This window comes from Burkholderia sp. WSM2230, assembly GCF_000472445.1.
In the GTDB taxonomy this organism is placed as follows: Bacteria; Pseudomonadota; Gammaproteobacteria; order Burkholderiales; family Burkholderiaceae; genus Paraburkholderia.
The window spans coordinates 684,964-703,830 of sequence record NZ_AXAJ01000001.1 but is presented as its reverse complement, the minus strand read 5'-3'; the positions used below and the strand labels follow the sequence as shown (position 1 = coordinate 703,830).

General features: G+C 63.4%; 18 protein-coding genes. 5 read left to right on the top strand and 13 right to left on the bottom strand.

Annotated features, from left to right (window positions below; all coding sequences use genetic code 11):
* The first annotated feature begins 117 nt into the window (after positions 1 to 117).
* The 3 genes from A3AC_RS0103225 to A3AC_RS0103215 all read left to right on the top strand — a co-directional run bounded on the left by A3AC_RS0103225 (position 118) and on the right by A3AC_RS0103215 (position 4,121).
* The gene (locus A3AC_RS0103225; RefSeq protein WP_025597250.1) at positions 118 to 1,887 is read left to right on the top strand and encodes an ABC transporter permease; all 1,770 of its coding nucleotides are present in this window, start codon (positions 118 to 120) and stop codon (positions 1,885 to 1,887) included.
* Positions 1,880 to 2,947 carry an ABC transporter ATP-binding protein gene (locus tag A3AC_RS0103220; protein WP_025597248.1) on the top strand — a complete coding sequence of 356 codons (1,068 nt, stop codon included), beginning with the start codon at positions 1,880 to 1,882 and terminating at the stop codon, positions 2,945 to 2,947. The genes A3AC_RS0103225 and A3AC_RS0103220 overlap by 8 nt, the downstream gene beginning before the upstream one ends.
* Before the next feature lie 79 nt (positions 2,948 to 3,026).
* Positions 3,027 to 4,121 (top strand): porin, encoded by a 1,095-nt coding sequence (locus A3AC_RS0103215; RefSeq protein WP_025597246.1) that lies wholly within the window; start codon positions 3,027 to 3,029, stop codon positions 4,119 to 4,121.
* 153 nt (positions 4,122 to 4,274) lie between these two features.
* On the opposite strand, the gene rhaS is transcribed toward A3AC_RS0103215, so the two are convergent.
* The 6 genes from rhaS to A3AC_RS0103180 all read right to left on the bottom strand — a co-directional run bounded on the left by rhaS (position 4,275) and on the right by A3AC_RS0103180 (position 10,291).
* Complete coding sequence (gene rhaS, locus A3AC_RS0103205; protein WP_025597244.1) at positions 4,275 to 5,282, bottom strand: rhamnose ABC transporter substrate-binding protein; 1,008 nt, start codon at positions 5,280 to 5,282, stop codon at positions 4,275 to 4,277.
* A gap of 55 nt (positions 5,283 to 5,337) precedes the next feature.
* Positions 5,338 to 6,354: an ABC transporter permease gene (locus A3AC_RS0103200; protein ID WP_025597242.1), complete on the bottom strand. Its 1,017-nt coding sequence runs from the start codon at positions 6,352 to 6,354 to the stop codon at positions 5,338 to 5,340.
* Positions 6,347 to 7,408 (bottom strand): ABC transporter permease, encoded by a 1,062-nt coding sequence (locus A3AC_RS0103195; RefSeq protein ID WP_025597240.1) that lies wholly within the window; start codon positions 7,406 to 7,408, stop codon positions 6,347 to 6,349. The genes A3AC_RS0103200 and A3AC_RS0103195 overlap by 8 nt, the downstream gene beginning before the upstream one ends.
* Positions 7,405 to 8,940, bottom strand: a complete 1,536-nt coding sequence (locus A3AC_RS0103190) for a sugar ABC transporter ATP-binding protein (RefSeq protein ID WP_025597238.1) — start codon at positions 8,938 to 8,940, stop codon at positions 7,405 to 7,407. The genes A3AC_RS0103195 and A3AC_RS0103190 overlap by 4 nt, the downstream gene beginning before the upstream one ends.
* A gap of 85 nt (positions 8,941 to 9,025) precedes the next feature.
* A complete protein-coding gene (locus A3AC_RS0103185) occupies positions 9,026 to 9,919 on the bottom strand; it encodes an amidohydrolase family protein (protein WP_025597236.1) in 894 nt (297 codons plus the stop codon).
* A 48-nt stretch (positions 9,920 to 9,967) separates the two neighbouring features.
* The gene (locus A3AC_RS0103180) at positions 9,968 to 10,291 is read right to left on the bottom strand and encodes an L-rhamnose mutarotase (protein ID WP_025597234.1); all 324 of its coding nucleotides are present in this window, start codon (positions 10,289 to 10,291) and stop codon (positions 9,968 to 9,970) included.
* Positions 10,292 to 10,418: 127 nt separating this feature from the next.
* On the opposite strand from A3AC_RS0103180, the gene A3AC_RS0103175 reads away from it, so the two are divergent.
* Positions 10,419 to 11,414 carry a LysR family transcriptional regulator gene (locus A3AC_RS0103175; protein ID WP_025597232.1) on the top strand — a complete coding sequence of 332 codons (996 nt, stop codon included), beginning with the start codon at positions 10,419 to 10,421 and terminating at the stop codon, positions 11,412 to 11,414.
* 15 nt (positions 11,415 to 11,429) lie between these two features.
* Here the strand turns inward: A3AC_RS0103175 and A3AC_RS0103170 are convergent, their stop codons facing one another.
* The 6 genes from A3AC_RS0103170 to A3AC_RS0103145 form a co-directional block, all read right to left on the bottom strand.
* On the bottom strand, positions 11,430 to 12,212 hold the full coding sequence (locus tag A3AC_RS0103170) for an SDR family NAD(P)-dependent oxidoreductase (protein WP_025597230.1): 783 nt from the start codon (positions 12,210 to 12,212) through the stop codon (positions 11,430 to 11,432).
* Positions 12,213 to 12,262: 50 nt separating this feature from the next.
* Positions 12,263 to 13,441 (bottom strand): L-rhamnonate dehydratase, encoded by a 1,179-nt coding sequence (rhmD, locus tag A3AC_RS0103165; protein WP_025597229.1) that lies wholly within the window; start codon positions 13,439 to 13,441, stop codon positions 12,263 to 12,265.
* Between the two features lie 48 nt (positions 13,442 to 13,489).
* Complete coding sequence (locus A3AC_RS0103160) at positions 13,490 to 14,818, bottom strand: MFS transporter (RefSeq protein WP_025597228.1); 1,329 nt, start codon at positions 14,816 to 14,818, stop codon at positions 13,490 to 13,492.
* A 115-nt stretch (positions 14,819 to 14,933) separates the two neighbouring features.
* Positions 14,934 to 15,686, bottom strand: coding sequence for an SDR family NAD(P)-dependent oxidoreductase (locus A3AC_RS0103155; RefSeq protein WP_025597226.1), 753 nt, complete (start codon positions 15,684 to 15,686; stop codon positions 14,934 to 14,936).
* Positions 15,687 to 15,920: 234 nt separating this feature from the next.
* Positions 15,921 to 16,265, bottom strand: coding sequence for a hypothetical protein (locus A3AC_RS0103150; RefSeq protein WP_025597224.1), 345 nt, complete (start codon positions 16,263 to 16,265; stop codon positions 15,921 to 15,923).
* A 105-nt stretch (positions 16,266 to 16,370) separates the two neighbouring features.
* A complete protein-coding gene (locus tag A3AC_RS0103145; protein WP_025597222.1) occupies positions 16,371 to 17,633 on the bottom strand; it encodes an MFS transporter in 1,263 nt (420 codons plus the stop codon).
* A 351-nt stretch (positions 17,634 to 17,984) separates the two neighbouring features.
* Here A3AC_RS0103145 and A3AC_RS0103140 point away from each other — a divergent pair, with 351 nt between their 5' ends.
* A complete protein-coding gene (locus A3AC_RS0103140) occupies positions 17,985 to 18,257 on the top strand; it encodes a hypothetical protein (RefSeq protein WP_025597220.1) in 273 nt (90 codons plus the stop codon).
* 54 nt (positions 18,258 to 18,311) lie between these two features.
* On the opposite strand, the gene A3AC_RS30870 is transcribed toward A3AC_RS0103140, so the two are convergent.
* The gene (locus A3AC_RS30870; RefSeq protein ID WP_025597218.1) at positions 18,312 to 18,632 is read right to left on the bottom strand and encodes a hypothetical protein; all 321 of its coding nucleotides are present in this window, start codon (positions 18,630 to 18,632) and stop codon (positions 18,312 to 18,314) included.
* Positions 18,633 to 18,867: the final 235 nt, after the last annotated feature.

Here is an 18,867-nt window from a genome sequence, read left to right as displayed (position 1 = left end):
GCCTCTGAGCTAAAGGCTTTCGCCTGACACCCGCGTTCGCGCCGCCACGCGCGAACGCTTGCGGTTTTCCGTTGAACACCTGTCGATATGCGGCTTTTGCGCCGCAGGGGGACACTCATGCTTTCCACTAGCGCAACCGGGCCTCGCGATGCCGCGCCGCTCGCGGCCGACGGCGGCTCCATCGGCGCATTGCCGCGCGGCCGCCTGCAACCGCTGGCGGGGCTGCTGCGCTGGCTCGTCGTCGCCGTGCTGACAGTCGCCGTCGCGTTGCCGCTCGGCTTCATCCTGTTCCAGAGCGTGCTCAACGCGCCGTTCTTCGACGCCAACCGCACGCTCGGCCTCGCGGGCTTCGAATTCATTTTCAGCGATCCGGACTTCTGGTCCGCGCTGAAGAACTCCTTCGTGATCGCGGGCGGCATGCTCTTCATTTCGATTCCGCTCGGCGGCATTCTCGCGTTCCTGATGGTGCGCACCGACCTGCCCGGCCGCCGCTGGCTCGAACCTCTGCTGCTTACGCCCGTATTCGTTTCGCCGATGGTGCTCGCTTTCGGCTATGTCGTCGCTGCCGGCCCGGTCGGCTTCTATTCGGTCTGGTGGAAGGCGCTCTTCGGCAGCGCCGAAGCGCCGTGGACCGTGTACTCGATTCTCGCGATCACGGTAATCGTCGGCCTCACGCACGTGCCGCATGTGTATTTGTATTCGTCGGCGGCGCTGCGCAATCTCGGCTCCGATGTCGAGGAAGCCGCCCGTGTTGCCGGCGCGCGTCCGTTTCGCGTCGCGCTCGACGTGAGCCTGCCGATGACCCTGCCCGCGCTGCTCTTCGCGGGCGTGCTGGTGTTCTTCCTCGGCTTCGAGGTGTTCGGTCTGCCGCTCGTGCTCGGCGACCCGGAAGGCCACCTCGTGCTCGCCACCTATCTGTACAAGCTGACCAACAAGCTCGGCATGCCGTCGTATCACCTGATGGCGGCGGTCGCGGTGTGCATCGTCGCCATCACGTTTCCGCTCGTGCTGCTGCAACGCAGGCTGCTCAAGCGCGCGAACCGCTTCGTCACCGTGAAAGGCAAGGCGGGACGCCAGACTGTGTTGCCGCTCGGCGCATGGCGCTGGGTCGCGCTGGCGATCGTCGCCGTGTGGTTGTTCCTGACCGTGTTCGTGCCGCTTTCGGGTATCACGCTGCGCGCGTTCGTTACCAACTGGGGCGAGGGCGTGCGTCTTGCCGACGTGCTCACGCTCGCCAACTTCACCGAACTGTTCGAGCAGGACAACCTCGTTCGCGCGGTGCTCAACACGCTCGGCATCGGCGTGCTCGGCGGCGCGCTGGCGGTGGGCTTCTATTCGCTGGTGGCGTTCGCCGGCCATCGCCGCAACGACTGGGCGACGCGTCTGCTCGACTATCTCGTGCTGCTGCCGCGCGCGGTGCCGGGTCTGCTCGCTGGTCTTGCGTTCCTGTGGATCTTTCTGTTCGTGCCGGGCTTGAAAGAGCTGAAGAACTCCATGTGGAGCATCTGGATCGCCTACACCGTCGTGTGGCTCGCCTACGGCATGCGTCTGATTCAAAGCGCGCTGCTGCAGGTCGGCCCCGAACTCGAGGAAGCGGGACGCAGCGTCGGCGGCACGCGCGCGCGCGTAAGCCTCGACGTCACGCTGCCGCTCGTGCGCTTCGGCCTGCTCGCGGCGTGGCTGCTGATCTTCATGATCTTCGAGCGCGAATATTCGACCGCTGTCTATCTGCTCTCGCCCGGCACTGAAGTGATCGGCGCGCTGCTCGTGTCGCTGTGGGCGACCGGCGCGGTGGATCAGGTCGCGGCGCTTTCTGTCATCAACATCGCGATGGTCGGCGCCGGGCTCGGCGTGGCCCTGCGCTTCGGAGTGAAACTTCATGGATAAGCTCTCAGTCGACAACCTCTTTCTGAGCTATGGCGACAACCCGATTCTCAAGGGCGTGTCGTTCCAGCTGAATCCCGGCGAAGTGGTGTGCCTGCTAGGTGCGTCGGGCAGCGGCAAGACCACGCTGCTGCGTGCGGTCGCCGGTCTGGAGCAGCCTTCGTCCGGGCGCATCGAACTCGACGGCAAGGCGTTCTTCGACGGTGCCGCGCGTGTCGATCTGCCCGTCGAACAGCGCTCGCTCGGGCTCGTGTTCCAGTCATACGCGCTGTGGCCGCACCGTACCGTGGCGGATAACGTCGGCTACGGGCTGAAGCTGCGGCGCGTCTCTTCGGCCGAGCAGAAAAAGCGCGTGCAAAGCGCGCTCGACCAACTGGGCCTCGGTCATCTCGCAGCGCGCTACCCGTATCAGCTTTCCGGCGGCCAGCAGCAGCGCGTCGCGATTGCGCGCGCGCTCGTCTACAACCCGCCCGTCATTCTGCTCGACGAACCGCTCTCCAACCTGGATGCCAAGCTGCGCGAGGAAGCGCGCGCCTGGCTGCGCGAACTGATCGTGTCGCTCGGGCTTTCGGCGCTTTGCGTGACTCACGACCAGACCGAAGCGATGGCGATGTCCGATCGCATCCTGCTGCTGCGCAACGGCCGCATCGAACAGGAAGGCACGCCCGCGGAACTTTATGGCGCGCCGCGCTCGCTCTACACCGCCGAATTCATGGGCAGCAATAACCGCATCGACGCGCGCGTGGCCGCGGTGGACGGCGAAAACGTGACGTTGGCCGGCGAGGGCTGGCAGTTGCAGGCACAAGCGCGCGAGGCGCTGACAGCCGGGCAGCAGGCGCAAGCCGTGATTCGCCTCGAGCGCGTGCAGGTGGCCGACGGCCCGGGCGCGAATCGCCTCCAAGCAGACCTGATTACGTCGATGTATCTCGGCGACCGCTGGGAGTACCTGTTCCATTGCGGCGACCTGCGTCTGCGCGCGTTCGGCAACGTGCCGCGCGCGGCCGGGCGCCACTGGATCGAATTCCCCGCGAACGACTGCTGGGCCTTCGCCCAGGCCGGTTGACGGGCCGGCTCAGCGCCGCGGCAAGGCCCTTTGCACAATCACCCACCGAAGTAAAAAAAGCAGCTACAGGAGACTGTTGATGAAGTTGAGCATCAGGAAAACGACCCTCGGCGCGACCTGCGCCGGCCTCGCGGGTTTCGCCGGTTTTGCGGGTTTCGTTAGCAGCGCGCACGCGCAGTCGAGCGTGACCTTGTACGGCATCGTCGACGCGGGCGTCGAATACGTGAACCATGCGAGCGCGGACGGCGGCGCCACGCGTCTCGTGTCCGGCGGCAAGAATACGTCGCGCTGGGGTCTGCGCGGCGTGGAGGATCTGGGCGGCGGATTGAAGGCGGTGTTCCAGTTGGAAAGCGGCATCAACGTCGCGAACGGCCAGTTCGACGACGGCCCCGGTGCGATCTTCGACCGGCGTGCGACCATCGGCCTGAAAAACCGCTTCGGGCAAATCACGCTGGGCCGCACCTTCACGACCACCTACGACTACATGCTGCAGTTCGACCCGATGGGTTACGCGCCGAACTACTCGTGGGCGACTTCATCCACGGCAACGGGCGCCCGCAAGGACGGAATGTTCACGCGCTCGGCCAACGCCGTGCGCTACGACGGCACCTTCTCCGGCTTCAAACTCGGCGCGATGTATGGCTTCGGCAATGTGCCCGGCAGCATGAAATCGAGTTCGAAATACGACCTCGCTATGGGCTACGAGAACGGTCCGTTTGCCGCCGTGGTCACTTTCGACCGTCAGAACGGCGCGAACGACAGCGTGACGCCCGCCGACACCACCAACTACATTCAGGGCATTCACGCGGGCCTGAGCTACGACTTCGGCGCGGTGAAGGCAATGGCCGGCTACCGCAATTACCGGCGCACGTTCCACACGGCCACGCCGACCTTGAAGAGCGACATGTACTGGATCGGCGGCCAGTACGAGATCACGCCGTTCTTCTCGCTGTTCGGCGCCGTCTATCACCAGGACATCAAGAACGCGAGCGACGCCGACCCGACGCTCATTTCGCTGCGCGGCCAATATGCTCTCTCGAAGCGCACGGTGCTGTATCTGGCGGGCGGCTATGCGATGGCCAGGCACGGCAACGGCGTCAGCCTCTCGCGCGATCTGACCGGCGCCGCGGACACGCAAACGGGCGTGACCGCGGGCATTCAGCACCGCTTCTGAACGCGCTTTGCATGCGGCTCGGGAGCCGCGTCACGCATGCAAGAAAAGCGCGGCGCGCGGGCGGTTCATTGCCTGGCGCGCCTCGCGTGTGATAGTCGGTGCCGCGCGCCCGATCATCGGCGCTGCGCGCACATGCGCGGCGCTTTACGCCGGTCAGAAGTTGAAGTTGTCGATATTGCTGGCGTCGAAGGTAGTCGGCGGTCCGAGAATAATTTCGCCTTGCGCGCCGATGGTCCGCTTGCCGAGCTTGCCTGCATCGAACGACTCGCCTTGCTTGCCGCTGATCGTGCCCGAAGCGAGCGCCGCCGCCGCGTAACCGGCGAGATAACCCAACTGGTTCGGGTCCCACAACTGGAATGCCTTGACGGTGCCGTTCTTCACGAACGCTCGCATCTGGTTCGGCGTGCCGAGCCCGGTCACCGCGACCTTGCCCTTGCTCGACGACGACGAGATATAACGCGCCGCCGCCGCGATGCCGACGGTGGTCGGCGCGACAATCGCCTTCAGGTTCGGATACGCCTGCAGCAGACCCTGCGTCTCGACGAACGACTTCTGGTCGTCGTCGTTGCCGTACGCAATCTTGACGAGCTTGATCTTCGAATACTCGGGCTTCTTCAGTTCCTCCTGCATCCACTTGATCCACGTGTTCTGATTGGTGGCGTTCGGCGTGGCGGACAGCACCGCGAACTCGCCCTCGCCGCCCATCAGCTTCGACACGAGCTGAATCTGGCCGCGGCCGATGCCCTCCGCGTTCGCCTGATTGACGAACAGTTGCCGGCCTTCGGGCGCCGTATCCGAATCGAAGGTGACCACCTTGATGCCTTGCGACATGGCCTTCTTCAGATACGGCACGACGGCGTTCGCGTCGTTGGCTGCGATCACGATTGCGTCCTGACGCTGCGTGATCAGGGTGTTGATGTACTGCACCTGCGACGAAGCGCCCGCGTCCGACGGCCCGACCACCTTGCCCGTGCCGCCGAATTCCTTGATCGCGGCCATGCCGCCGTCGTCGGCGATCACTTCGTATGGGTTGTTGATCTGCTTCGGCACGAACGCGATCTTCAGGCCGTTTTTCAGGCCCGCGGCAGAGCTCGCGCAACTGATCGCGAGCAACGCTACGCAGAGCGCCGCCGCGCCGGTATGACGTAGGGGTTTGAACATGAAGTGTCTCCTGCTTGTTGTTGGACGAAGTGGTGTCCGGGTTTTGATGGTCACGCTATGTGGAAGAAGCCGACTTCGCGATGAAACGCCGGTCGCGCGCCGCGCGCCAACGGGCGACCACGTTCGATATCAGCACGGAGGCAAGCAGCAGCACCCCGGTGACGATGGTGAGCGTCTCGCTGGATACGTCGTCGAGCGTGAGAGCATTCTTCAGTACTCCGATAATCAGCAGCGACAACAACACACCGATCATCGAACCGCGTCCGCCGAAAATACTCACGCCGCCGAACAGCACCGCCGCGATCACCGACAGTTCGAAGCCTTCTCCGTTATCGCCGCGCGCACTCGTGAAGCGCAGCGTGTAGATCACGCCGGCCAGCGCGCTCATCAAACCGGACAGCACGAAAAGACGCAGCCTGATCTTCGCGACCTCGATGCCGGAGAACGCGGCGGCGGTCGGATTTGCGCCGATCGCATAGAGGCTGCGGCCAAACGCCGTGGCTTGCAGCAGCACGGTGAACAGCACCGCGCCGACAATCACGACCGCAAACGGCAACGGAATGAAAGTGGCGCCGAGCGTATCCATGCCGAACGCGGTGTAGGCAGGCGGAAAATCGGCGACAGCCTGGTCGCCGAGCAGCACATAAGCGAGGCCGCGAAAGAGCGCAAGCGTGCCGATCGTGACCGCGAGCGAAGGCAGATTCAGCTTCACGATGACAAGACCGTTCAGCAAGCCCGCCACCGCGCCCGCGACCAGCACGAGCGCGATCACGACCGGCATCGGCAAGCCCATGTGCCACAGCACGCCCATCAATGCGCTCGACGCGCCGAGCACCGAAGCTACCGAAAGATCGATCTCGGCGGCGACGATAATCAGCGTCATCGGCAAGGCCATCAAGGCGATCTCGGTGAGATCGGCCAGCACGTTGCTCAGGTTCGCGCCGGTCAGAAACACCGGCGACAGCACGCGTCCGAGTGCCAGCGAAAGTATCAGCACGATCACCAGCAGCACTTCCCATTGCAGCGGCGTTTCACGTTTGCGCGTGAGCAGCGCGGAATCGGGTTTAGCCATGATCGCGTTTCCTCATCATGCGTTTGGCGACGGAGCGGGCCAGCAAGGTATCGGCGGTGATCGCGGCGACGATCAGCGCGCCTTCTATTGCCTGCTCCCAGAACGGCGAAACATGCAGCACGACAAGCGCGATGCTGATCACGCCGAGCACGAGCGCGCCGAGCGTGGCGCCGAGAATCGTGCCGACACCGCCGGTGATCGCGACGCTGCCCACCACGGCCGCCGCCACGACTTGCAGTTCGATGCCCTTCGCGGTGCTGGCGTCGACGGTGCCGAAGCGCGCGAGCCACAATGCGCCCGCAAAGCCGGCAATGGCGCCGGACAGCAGAAAGCCCGCCATCACGCGCCGCTCGACATTGACGCCGGCAAGACGCGCGGCCTCGGGATTCGAGCCGATTGCGTAATGCTCGCGGCCGCCGCGAAACTGCTTCAGGTAGACGGCAAGCGCCAGCAGCACGACGAGCGCGATCAGTGCGAGCGAGGGGATGCCGAAGAACGTGCCGGTGGCAAGACGCGAAAACGCTTCGGGCAAACTGGTTGCATTGATCTGTCCGCCATGCACCCACGCGTAGTCCGCGCCGCGAAAAATATAGAGCGTGGAGAGCGTGGCGACCAGCGACGGCACGCGCCCCACCGCGATCAGCAACGCGTTGATGCCGCCCGCCACCAGGCCGATTGCGAGCCCCGCCGCGAGCGCGACGATTACCGGCATCTGCGGAAAGGCGACGTACAGGCTGCCCACCGCATATGCACTGATGCCGACCGTCGAGCCGACCGACAGGTCGATATGGCGCATCAGAATCACGACGGTCATGCCCGCGGTCAACAGACTGATGATCGATACATTGAGCAGCACGTCGCGCAGATTCTGCAAGTTCAGGAACTGCGGCCTCGCGAGCGCGGTGCCTGCAATCAGCAGAATCAGCACGATGAAAAGCGTCGTCTCGCGGCTTTTCGCGAGAGTTGCCGCAAAGCCGCCAGCCGAACTCGCGGAGCGCTTCGCGGGCGGCGGCGCTTGCACCGGCGCAGGGTGAGTCGAAGAATGGCGCATCATGCTGCCCGTCCCAACGGAGGAATCGGTTGTCCGAGTGCAGCGGCCATGATGCGTTCCTCGTCGGCGTCGGCGCGCGCAATCTCCGCGCTGATACGCCCCTCGTGCATGACGAGCACGCGGTCAGCCATACCCAGCACTTCTGGCAATTCGCTCGAAATCATCAGCACCGCCATGCCTTCGCGCACCAGTTCCGCTAGCGCGCCATACACCTCGGCTTTTGCGCCGACGTCGATACCGCGCGTGGGTTCGTCGATGATCAGCACCTTCGGCCCCGTTTCCAGCCACTTGCCGAGCACGACCTTCTGCTGGTTGCCGCCCGACAGCGTGCCCACCGGCGCATGCGGATCGCCTGCTTTCAAGCGCAGCCGTGTGCCCCACTTGTCGGCAAGCTGCGTCTCGCTGCGCGTCGTGATGAGGCCGTGCCTGACGAGCCGGCCGAGCACCGTCATCGACGCATTGCGCGCGATGCTCAGCTCGAGCGCGAGCCCTTGCTGCCGACGGTCTTCGGGCACGAGCGCGAGTCCCGCGCGCACCGCGGCGGCGGGACTGCCGGTGGAAAGACGCTGGCCGCAGATCAGAACCTGACCGGCGTCCAGCGGGTCGATGCCGAAGATCGCACGCGCCACTTCGCTGCGCCCCGCACCGACGAGACCCGCGAGCGCGACGATTTCGCCTGCGCGGACGTCGAAGGAAATGTCCTTGAAAACACCCATGCGCGTGAGGCCGCGAACCGCGAGCCGCACTTCGCCAGGCGGCCGCTCTGCTTTCGGATAGAACGTCTCCAGATCGCGGCCCACCATCTTTGCGACGATGGCGTCGGTGGTCAGATCGGCGGTGAGGCCGTCGAACACCTTGGCGCCGTCGCGCATGATCGTCACGCGCTGCGTCAGCGCAAACACTTCGTCCAGCCGGTGCGTGATGAACAGAATCGCGACGTCGCGCTCGCGCAGCTTGCGCACGATCGCAAAGAGCCGTTCCACTTCGGGCAGCGACAATGCGGCTGTCGGTTCGTCCATGATCAGCACGTTGGCGTTCAGCGACAACGCTTTCGCAATTTCAATCACCTGCTGATCCGCAATCGACAAGCCGCGCACCAGCTGATCCGCGCGCAGATCGACGCCGAGCGAGGCGAGCAGGCCGTCCACTTCGCGGCGCATCGCGTCGTATTGAATGCGGCCGATGCGGTCCACCGGCTGCCTTCCCATGAAGATGTTTTCGGCAATCGACAGGTCGAAGAAGAGCGTCGGTTCCTGGTAGATGACAGCGAGCCCGGCATCGCGTGCTTCGGCAGGCGTCGCGAAGCGGCGCGCCACGCCGTCGACGAACAACTCGCCACTATCCGGTTGATGCACGCCCGCCAGAATCTTCACGAGCGTCGACTTGCCCGCGCCGTTCTCGCCGAGCAACGCATGCACTTCACCGGGCCAGAGCGCGAGATCGCCGTCGGACAGTGCGCGCACGCGCCCGAACGATTTGCTCGCATGCCGCAATTCAAGCCTCGGCTGAGCGTGAGCGGTTGAGGGTTGCTGCACTGCGTGTCTCCTTCTATTGCGTGATGGCCGCGTGTGCTTTGCTGTGCCTCTGCTTCGAATGTGCCTGGGTGCCGCGCAAGCTGCGTCAGATGCGATAGAAACGCTCCGCGTTACCGCAAAAGAGCGCGTCTTTCTCCGCCACGCTCGCCCCTTTTACAATCGCCGCATACGCATGCCACAAGTCCGGGTACGAACCGAACAAACGGTCGACGGGAAAGTTGGACGCAAACATCGCGCGCTCGACACCGAACGTATCGATCGTTTCGAGCACATAGGGCCGCAGGCTTTCCACCGTCCATTGATGATCGAACATCGCGAGTCCGCTGATTTTCACGCACACGTTCCTGCAACCGGCGAGCATGCGCATGCCGTCGCGCCACGCGCGATAACCGGCGACGCTGTCGCGGTCCACGAACATGCCCGCATGATTGACGGCGAAAAGCGTGTCGGCATACGCGCGCGCCAGCGCCGCGGCCTCTTCCATTTGTGACGGGTACAGTTGCAGGTCGAAAGACAGGTCATGACGGCGCAGCAGCGCGAAGTTTTCGCGCCACTGCCGCTCGCGCATGTAGTGACGGCCGACGTAATCGAAGAGCTTGTTCTCGTGCACATTGAGGATCTGCCGGATGCCGCGCGTATTCGCAAACGACGCATGCGCTTCGAGCAAGGCCGGTGCGTTCGGCGCGGCCAGGTCCACCGCGGCGACAATCGCATTCGGCATGCCGCGCGATTCCGTCTGGTCAGCAATGGACTGCAGCCAGCGCGTTTCCTCGACGGGGTCCGCGGGATCGTGATTCGCTTCCACGTGCACGAGTTTCTTCACGTCGATGTCGCCTGCTTCGGCGAGCAGGTCGTCGAGCAGATAGTCGTGCTTCAGATCGCGAGCGTCGCCGACGAACGACACGCCCGGATTTTCCAGCCACGGATAGCGATGCGTTTTCAGGTCCCACAGGTGGATATGCGAATCGACAACCTGCATGCGGTGCCTCCGGCTCTTGAAACGTACGAAGCGTGCCAAGCGTGACAATCAGGTAAGCGAACTCAAACGGAAAACCTGTTCAAGTGGTTGCTGCAGCGGCGTATGGTCCACGGCGGTATGCATGATGTCGGCCATGTAATCCCACCATTTGCGCATGATTTCGAGCTGAGGGAGCGCATCCATCGTGTGATGCGAAGTGCGCGTGAGCACGGCGAAAAGGTGGTCGGTGCCGGGGTCGAAGAAGATGCGGTAGTCGCGCACGCCGGCGTTGTGCAGCGCATCACCCAGTTCCGGCCAGATCTGCGCGTGACGGCGCTCGTATTCCTCGCGCATGCCGGGGTTGAGCACCATCCGGAAAGCGATTGTCTCCATTGCGGCTGTCTCTTCGTTATTGGCGCTTTCCTGGCGAAGCGCCTGCAAAGACTATAATTCCTGCGTCGATAGCATCTCAATCCGTTGTTCTGATTGGGCGATCCACAAACCGAATCGCACCGGGACCATGAGCCAACTCTCAGCAACCGTCGCACTCGTCAATCGGCTCAAGTTCAAACACCTCGCGCTGCTGGTCGCGCTCGACGACGCGCGCAATCTCCATCAGGCCGCCGAAGCAGTCAACGTCGCGCAGCCGAGCGCGAGCCGCATGCTCGGCGACATCGAGGAAGCCTTCGGCTTTCTGCTGTTCGAGCGCAACGCGCGCGGCATGACGCCCACGCCGCTCGGCGTGGTCACGCTGGCGTATGCGCGGCGGGCGCTCGCCGAACTGACGCGTTTCGCTGAAGACCTCGAAGTCAAGCGCCGCGGCGGGCACGGTCAATTGACGGTTGGCGCGATCATGGGCGCCGCGCCCGATCTGATGGCCATGGCCGTCGCCGCGTTGAAGACCGAAAGTCCGCTGCTGAACGTGCGCATACTCGGCGAAACCAGCGACCAGGTCGTGCAGTTGCTGCATCGCCGCGAAGTCGATCTCGCGCTTGGCCGTCTGACAAGTCCCTTGCAACACAACGATTTCAGTTTCGAGCCGCTCGCGCGCGAGACGCTGCTGCTCGTGGTGCGCTCGGTGCATCCGCTTGCGAACCGCACACGCATCACGCTGCGCGAACTGATCGACTGGCCGTGGGTTGCGCAGCCCGTGACCAGTCCGGCGCGCGTGCTGTTCGAGGAAGAGCTTGCGCGTGCCGGGCTCGCCACGCCGGTCAATCTCACCGAATGCGCGTCGATCTTTGCGACGCTGCAATTGCTCGAAAACTACGACGCGGTCGCCATGCTGCCGGAGTCCGTGGTGCGCGATCACGTGCGCGGCAAGCTGCTGGTCGCGTTGCCGCTCGAAATCGGCAAAAGCCTCGCGGGCTTCGGCATTCTCACGCGCAAGGAAGAGCCGCTCGCGGAGCCGGCGCTGCGCTTCATCGAACTGCTGCGCGGTTTCTCGCGGCGTCTTGCACGCGACGACGCAGCCGCTTCCACGCAAGCCGCGAATGCTTCCGCGCCGGTCAGTTAAAGCGGGCATCGCGCGTCATTGCAGATTGACGAACAGGCCGCCGTCGACGAGCAACGCCGCGCCCGTCACATAGCGCGCGCGGTCTGACGCGAGAAACACCACGCACTCGGCGACATCCTCGGGGCGGCCAAGGCGACCTAGCGGAATGCGTTTTTCGAAGTAGGCTTTCTTTGCTTCATCGGCGAGATCTTCCGCGTTCAGGTCTGTCGCAATCGTGCCCGGCATGACCGAGTTGCAGCGAATGCCGTACGGTCCCAATGCAACCGCGCACGACTGCATCAGCGAATGAACGCCTGCCTTGGTCGGCGTGTAATGCGTCTGCATGCGGCCGCCCACCAGCGCGCTGATTGAACTCGTCGCGACGATCGCACCGCCCGTGCCTTGCGCTTTCATCTGCTGCGCGGCGGCTTGCGTGACATAGAAGGCGCCGTTCAGATTCACCGCGACTGTGGACTCGAGTACCTCAGCGGGCATGTCGAGAAACGCATGGAACGGACAGATGCCGGCGTTGCTTGCGAGCACGTCGACTTTACCGAACGCTTCGACCGTCTGGCGCACCAGTTGCTGACCCGTTTCGCGCGCGGCAACGTTGCCTTCTATTGCGATCACGCGCCGCCCGAGCGCCTCGATTTCTTCGACCACTTCCGCGACGGCCGAGCGGCGCCCATACGATGCGTCGTTATCGCCCCAGTAGTTGATCGCGACGTCCGCGCCTTCCGTTGCGCACGCAACCGCTATCGCTCGCCCGATGCCGCGCGACCCGCCCGTGACGATCACCACCTTGTCCTTGAGCAGCACGTGATTCTCCTCTGAGTAGATGCGAATGCGGCCGAATGCGGCACGCTCGATCAACGCGGATAAGGCCGCACCAGTGCGCATTCCGGATTGAGCCGCACGCCGAAGCCCGGCGTGTCCGGCACTTTCATGCGTCCATTCACGGGCACAGGTTCGTCGAGCAGAAGCGGCGTGAACATCGGCACGACCTGGTCGGCCTTGGGCGCCATCATCAGAAACTCGGAGAACGGCGAGTTGTGACGCGTGACCACGAAATGATAGCTATACACCGACGAACCGTGCGGCACGACCATCACGTTATGCGCGTCTGCAAGCGCCGAAATCTTGATGAGCTCGGTGATGCCGCCGCACCAGCCCACGTCCGGCTGAATCAGATCGCAGCATTGCATTTCGAGCAGCATGCGAAAGCCCCAACGCGTCGCTTCGTGTTCGCCCGTGGACACCATCATGCCGCGCGGCACATTGCGGCGCAGTTCGGCGTAACCCCAGTAGTCGTCAGGAGGCAGACACTCTTCGATCCATTTGAGTCCGTATTCGTGCGCGCCTTGTGCGAGACGCGTCGCGTACGGTACGTCGAGACTCATCCAGCAGTCGTACATCAGCCAGAAATCGTCGCCGACGCGGCTACGCATATCGGCGAGTCTCTCCAGATTCAGCTTGAGTCCCGCTTCGCCTTCGGCTGGCCCATGCTGCAACGGCAGTTTTCCGCCGATAAAGCCCATCTGCTTCGCGAGATCCGGACGCGCGCCGGTCGCGTAGAACACCAGCTCGTCTCGCACCGGGCCGCCCAACAGTTGATACACCGGCTCCTTGCGCACTTTCGCGAGCAGGTCCCACAAGGCGAGATCCACGCCGGAAATCGTATTGAGCACCACACCTTTTCGCCCATAGTAAAGCGTGGAGTAGTACATCTGATCCCACATCTTCTCGATGTCGGTCACAAGCTGGCCTTCCAGAAAACGCGCCAGGTGCTTCTCGACGATGAACGCGCCGATCTCGCCGCCCGTCGTCACCGCGAAGCCGACCGTACCGTCGCTCGCTTCAATTTCGACGACCAGCGTCCCCAGCACATTGATGCCGAATGACTGGCGGCTCTGGCGATATTCGGGATAACGCGCCATCGGCGTGGAGATGTGATCGTCGATCCAGTGTCCGCCGGGTTGGTCGTGATAGTCCGCGCCGCCGCCGCGGACGATGAAGGCACGCACGTGCCGGATAGTGGGCATGGCCATGAGAGAGAGGCTCCGTGATTGACGTCGAACGTGTCGCCGGAAATGCGCCTAGCGGGCGCGATGCAGCAACTCGTGAAATGAGTCTGGCGCCTGTGCGCCGTCGCGCCGCAACAGCGTGCCGATCAGCAGCGCGGCGAGCAGACTGGAGGCGCCGAGCACCACCAGTCCCGCCGATGTCGACGAAAACGCGCGCTCCGCGGCGGTTCGCAAGCTCGGCGCGATAAAGCCGCCAAGGCTGCCGAGCGAGTTGATCAGCGCGATGCCGCCCGCGGCCGCCGCGCCGGTCAGTAAGCGCGTCGGGAAAGTCCAGAAAAGCGGTTGTGCGGCGATGAAACCGCTTGCCGCGCAGCACAGCGCGACGAGACCTATAGCCGGGTTATGCGCGAGCCCCGACACGCCAATGCCAAGACCCGCCACCAGGAGCAACGCACACGCCCAGCGACGATGCCCGCCCGTTCGATCCGCGCGGCGAGGCACATACCAGGTCACGGCGAGCGCGCACAGCCACGGCAATGCAGCGACCAGGCCGACATGAAAGCCGACCGTCGTGCCGAGCAAAGCGGCTACCTGTTGCGGCAAATAGAAGATCACGCCATAGACGCTCATCTGGATCAGCAGATAGATCAGCGACAGCAGCAACACGCGACGATCCACTAGCGCGGCAAGAATGCGATGCGGTCCATGCGTGGAAGCTGCGCGGGCGTCTTCGTCCAGAACCGTGCGCAAGCTCGTGCGTTCGCGGGCGTCGAGCCAGCGTGCGTCCTCCGGACGATTGTCGAGATACCAGAATGCCCACACGCCGACGAGCGAAGCGAGTACGCCTTCGACAAGAAAAAGCCACTGCCAGCCGGCGAGGCCGAGTGCCCCATTCAGTTCGAGCAGGGAGCCCGACAGCGGACTGCCGAAAATGAATGCCAGCGGCGCGCCGAAATAGAACATGCCGACCGCGCGGGCACGCGCACGCTGCGGAAACCAGTGCGTCAGGTAATAGATAACGCCGGGAAAAAATCCGGCTTCGGCGACACCCAGTAGAAACCGCAGGGTGTAGAACGCGCTCGCGGTGTGCGCAAGACTCATCGCCGCCGATACGATGCCCCACGTCACCATGATGCGGCACATCCATGCTCGTGCGCCGACACGATGGAGCAACAGATTACTTGGCACTTCGAACAATGCATAACCCGCGAAGAAAACGCCCGCGCCGAAAGCAAACGCCGCATTCGAAAGCCCGGTGTCGTGCTGCAGCGCTTTCTGCGCGAAGCCGATGTTCGCGCGGTCCAGAAACGCCAGCACGTACATCAATAGCAGGAACGGCAACAGCCGGCGCATTACCTTGCTGTTGATCGCTTCCAGGGAAGCGCTCGCATGCGGGTCCATGTCGTCTCCTTCGCGCAGCTCGCTTGCGCGGCTTTGCGCTTTTCGTTTGATCTACGGCTTGCAGGTTTGGCGGCCCAGGTTGGCGTGGGTTGGCGCTCCGCCGCGCGCGACAGACTCAGTAAGTCGCGCGTCCGCCGGACAGATCGAATACCGAACCGGTACTGAATGCGCAGTCCTCGGAGGCGAGCCAGAGAATCAGCGAAGCGGCTTCTTCCGGCAGCAGGAAGCGATTCATCGGAATCTTCGAGAGCATGTAGTCGATGTGCTGTTGCGACATCGAATCGAAAATCTCGGTCTTTGCGGCGGCCGGAGTGACCGCATTGACGAGGATGTTCTTCGTCGCGAGTTCCTTGCCGAGCGATTTCGTCAGGCCGATGAGCCCCGCCTTCGACGCGCTGTAGTGCGAGGCGTTCGGGTTGCCCTCCTTGCCTGCCACCGAAGCGATATTGACGATCCGCCCATAGCCCTGCTTCAGCATCTGCGGCACGACCGCGCGGCACGTGAGATACGGGCCGACCAGGTTGACGTCGATCACGCGGCGCCACACCTCGGGCTCGAGCTCCCACGTGGCGCCGTTGCCGCCGGTTATGCCCGCGGAGTTGATCAACACGTCGATCGCGCCGTGTTCGAGTACGGTTTGCGCGACGGCATGCGCGACGGCCGCTTCCTCTGTAAGTTCGACGGTGACCGCCGTCACCTTGCCGCGTTCGCCCAACTCGCGCTGACTGCGCGCAAGGCGCTCGGCGTCCACGTCCCAAAGCGCGACCGAGGCGCCCGAGTCCAGCGCCCGTTGCGCCACTGCATAGCCGATGCCGCGCGCGCCGCCGGTAATGGCCACCACGCGTCCTTCCAGGTCGATTCGGTTCATTCGTGTCTCCGGCGTTCGTGTTGTCGTGTCGGTGTTTTACGCCAATATACGAGCCCGCCGATGCAGCAACAATCCGAGAATTCGAAAGGTCGATAACAAAAGCGAATCAGGACACATCGCGCCGAATTGCAGCCTAGTGCGCGCGCATGGCACGCTTGCGCTTCTCCAATGGACGCGGCATTGCGATACACCCATGGACGCGGGCTGCGCAATACGCATCATCAATGAGTGGTATCAGATCGCTTCCTGACAAAGCGCCATCATGCGCTGAACCATCGTGCTGGCTTCGTTCAACTCCATTTCGCTCGTGAAAAGCGCCTGCACATTGGACAGGCGCACTGCCACGCCCGCGTTCATCAGATCCTGGCTCGCGATCTTCAATGCAAGTTGGCCGATGCGCAGCCGCTCGAGCCAATGCATGCGCGCACTGTTTTTTGCGAGCCACTGCCGGCAGCACTGGACGATGTGATCGACGCGCCATTCCGCGCTGAGCGCATACGACGCTGCTGCAATTGCGACGAGAAAGCACAGCAGTTCGGCGCGTTTGGCTGGTGGTAGTCGGGAAGGGACTCTTTTCATCCGCTTGTCTTTACGTGTTCCTTCAGTTGTCGCATATGAATAGTCAGCAACCGAAGTTGCGGGCGCGCGCGTGAAATTCAACACTCGCGCGCCCGGCTTGCGTGACTAGTCGCTGCACGCGGTGCTGCATTCGGGGCATGCCGCTGCTTTCGTCGCGGGCCTTGCCTGACTGCTTCTGCCGAAGCTGACGAGCGCCGCGAGCCCGAGCAACGCGAGGCCGCTGCCGAACAGAAAGTCGGTCGCAATACCCACCTGATCGACCACGATACCGCCAACCAGCGAGCCCACCGCGATCGCCACCTGAATGATGCTCACGAAGAGCGCGGAGCCGGCTTCAGGCGAATCGGGCGTGGCGCGCTGAATCCACACGCTGAAGCAAAGCGGCAACGCGCCGAACGCCACGCCCCACGCGAGCACGAGCGCAATCACACCGGCAGACGACTGCTGCAACGTGGGTAGCAGAACCAGCGCAAACATCAGCAGCGAAATCATCGCGCCGAGCGAGATTTTCAGGCTGCGCGTGACCGTCGACGAAACGGCGAAGTTCGAAAAGAAACCGATGATGCCGAAGCCGAGCAGCAGCCAGGTGATAGTCGCCATGCTCAGGTTCGCGTTGTGCAGCAGGAACGGCGTGATGTACGTGTACGACGAAAAATGCGCACCGAATACAAGTCCGACCATCAGCAGGCTGCGACGCGCATGCGGCCTGCGCAGCAGCGAAACGATATCGTGCAGACGTAAGGCGGTGCTCGACGGCAACGACGGCACGAACAGAAACTGCGCAATCAGCGCGCTCGCAACGAGCCCGCCGGTTGCCATGAACGACGCGCGCCACGACGCAAGGCTCGCGATGAAGGTTCCGAGCGGCACGCCGATCACGGTTGCGCACGTGACGCCGGTGAGGATCGTCGCCATGGCGCGCGCCGAATCTTTGGGCTGCACGAGACGCCCCGACGCCGCGGTAGCAAGTGTCCAGAAACCGCCCAACGCGGCGCCGAGCAACGCGCGGCCCACCAGCATCAGAATGAAGTTCGGCGCCAGCGCCGAAATCAGATTGGATGCCAACAGTAAAGCCGTAAGCAACAGAAATACGAGTCGCCTATCCATGCGGCCGGCGACCAGCATCAGGCCAGGCGCGGAGATCGCCGCGATGACGCCGGGCACCGTGACCATCAAGCCGGCCGTGCCGGGCGACACGCCGAGATCTGCCGCAATGCGCGGCAAAAGTCCGACGGGCAAAAATTCGGTGGTCACGAATGCGAAAGCGCCGATTGCAACGGCCACTACCGCGAGCCATGAGCGCAGGGGCGACGACGCGCGTTCGTCGGGCGCGGCCGCGCTCGCCGGCAGATAATCTTCTCTCAACATAGTATTGTTTGGCGGGTTACGAACAACGAATGTGATTGGAGCAGCCGCACCGTACTAATCACCCTGACGTATGCACGCGCGCACGAGAGCGCATGAGCAAAAAAAGCAGGCTGGGTGGCCTGCTTTTGCACTTTCGGGTTGGTGAAGCGATGGTGCGTCCGGAACGGAACACACCTTAACATCGTATTAAATCGCTCGCTGACGACTGCGGAAAATTGCGGTTGCGGGTGGGGTTATTTCAGCCATTGAGTCGATCCACTGAGCACTGTGCCAAGTGCGCCAGGCATGACCCTTGCTGAATGGGCCGATAGCATCTGATGCACTCATCGCTGAAATCAAAGGACATTGAATATGGTTAGCACGCGTCCCTGCACCGCGACCTGCGTGATCGACGGCATGCCGGTCACTCTGACTTTCTATCCGGACAACGGCATTCTGCGAATCGCCGACCCATCGGGCAATCTCATCAAGGAAACGCGCTGGCATGCGTCGTGGCGCTCGCTGCTCAACGAGTTTCGCCGTTTCGGTGAGCGCGCGGCCATGCAGGGACCGGGCATGGCCGCAGTGGTGAGCCGCATTGTCGAAAGTACCGAAGGCCCCGCCACGAATACCGCGCTCGCATGAAATAACCCTGAGGCAGTGCGCCTCCGACGCACCGCCTCGAAACATGCCGCGACCTCACTGGCCAAAGTAAATCCTGCATTGCGGCCCAGTGGAACAAGGGATATTTTGCCGGCCACCCGCTTCCGACCGCCCTGCCGCTACGCCTCCGTAAGAGACGTTTTGCACTGACTGCGAAGCTGCTCCCGCGGGTTCGCTCAATTGCATGTCCGTGGTGGCCTGGGCCGACTCGTTGGCATGCTGCATCAGCCTGTGACCGGCTGAAGTGCCGGTCGCTGTGCCCGCGCCCGGTTGCGTCGCGAGATCATCGGCACTCGCGGCACGCGGCGCGAGAAAAAGAAAGGCGCTCACCACCGCCATCAATAAACGTAGTTTCATGTCCAGACTCCTTGAATCCGGCGCAGCAGTGTCCTCCCTCTTCGAGAATCGGTCCGTGTAAAAACCAGCTGGCCCGTGTAGGGCCGACGGAAAAAACCACATAGACGCGGGCCTGCTGCATCGACTCGTCGAGTGCAACGGACAACGAGTCGCCCGCACCGTGCCGGCACCGCATGCGCGTACTACGATTGCGGATTGGCGCCTCAGGCTGGAAAACACGGATTGTCCTTTCCGC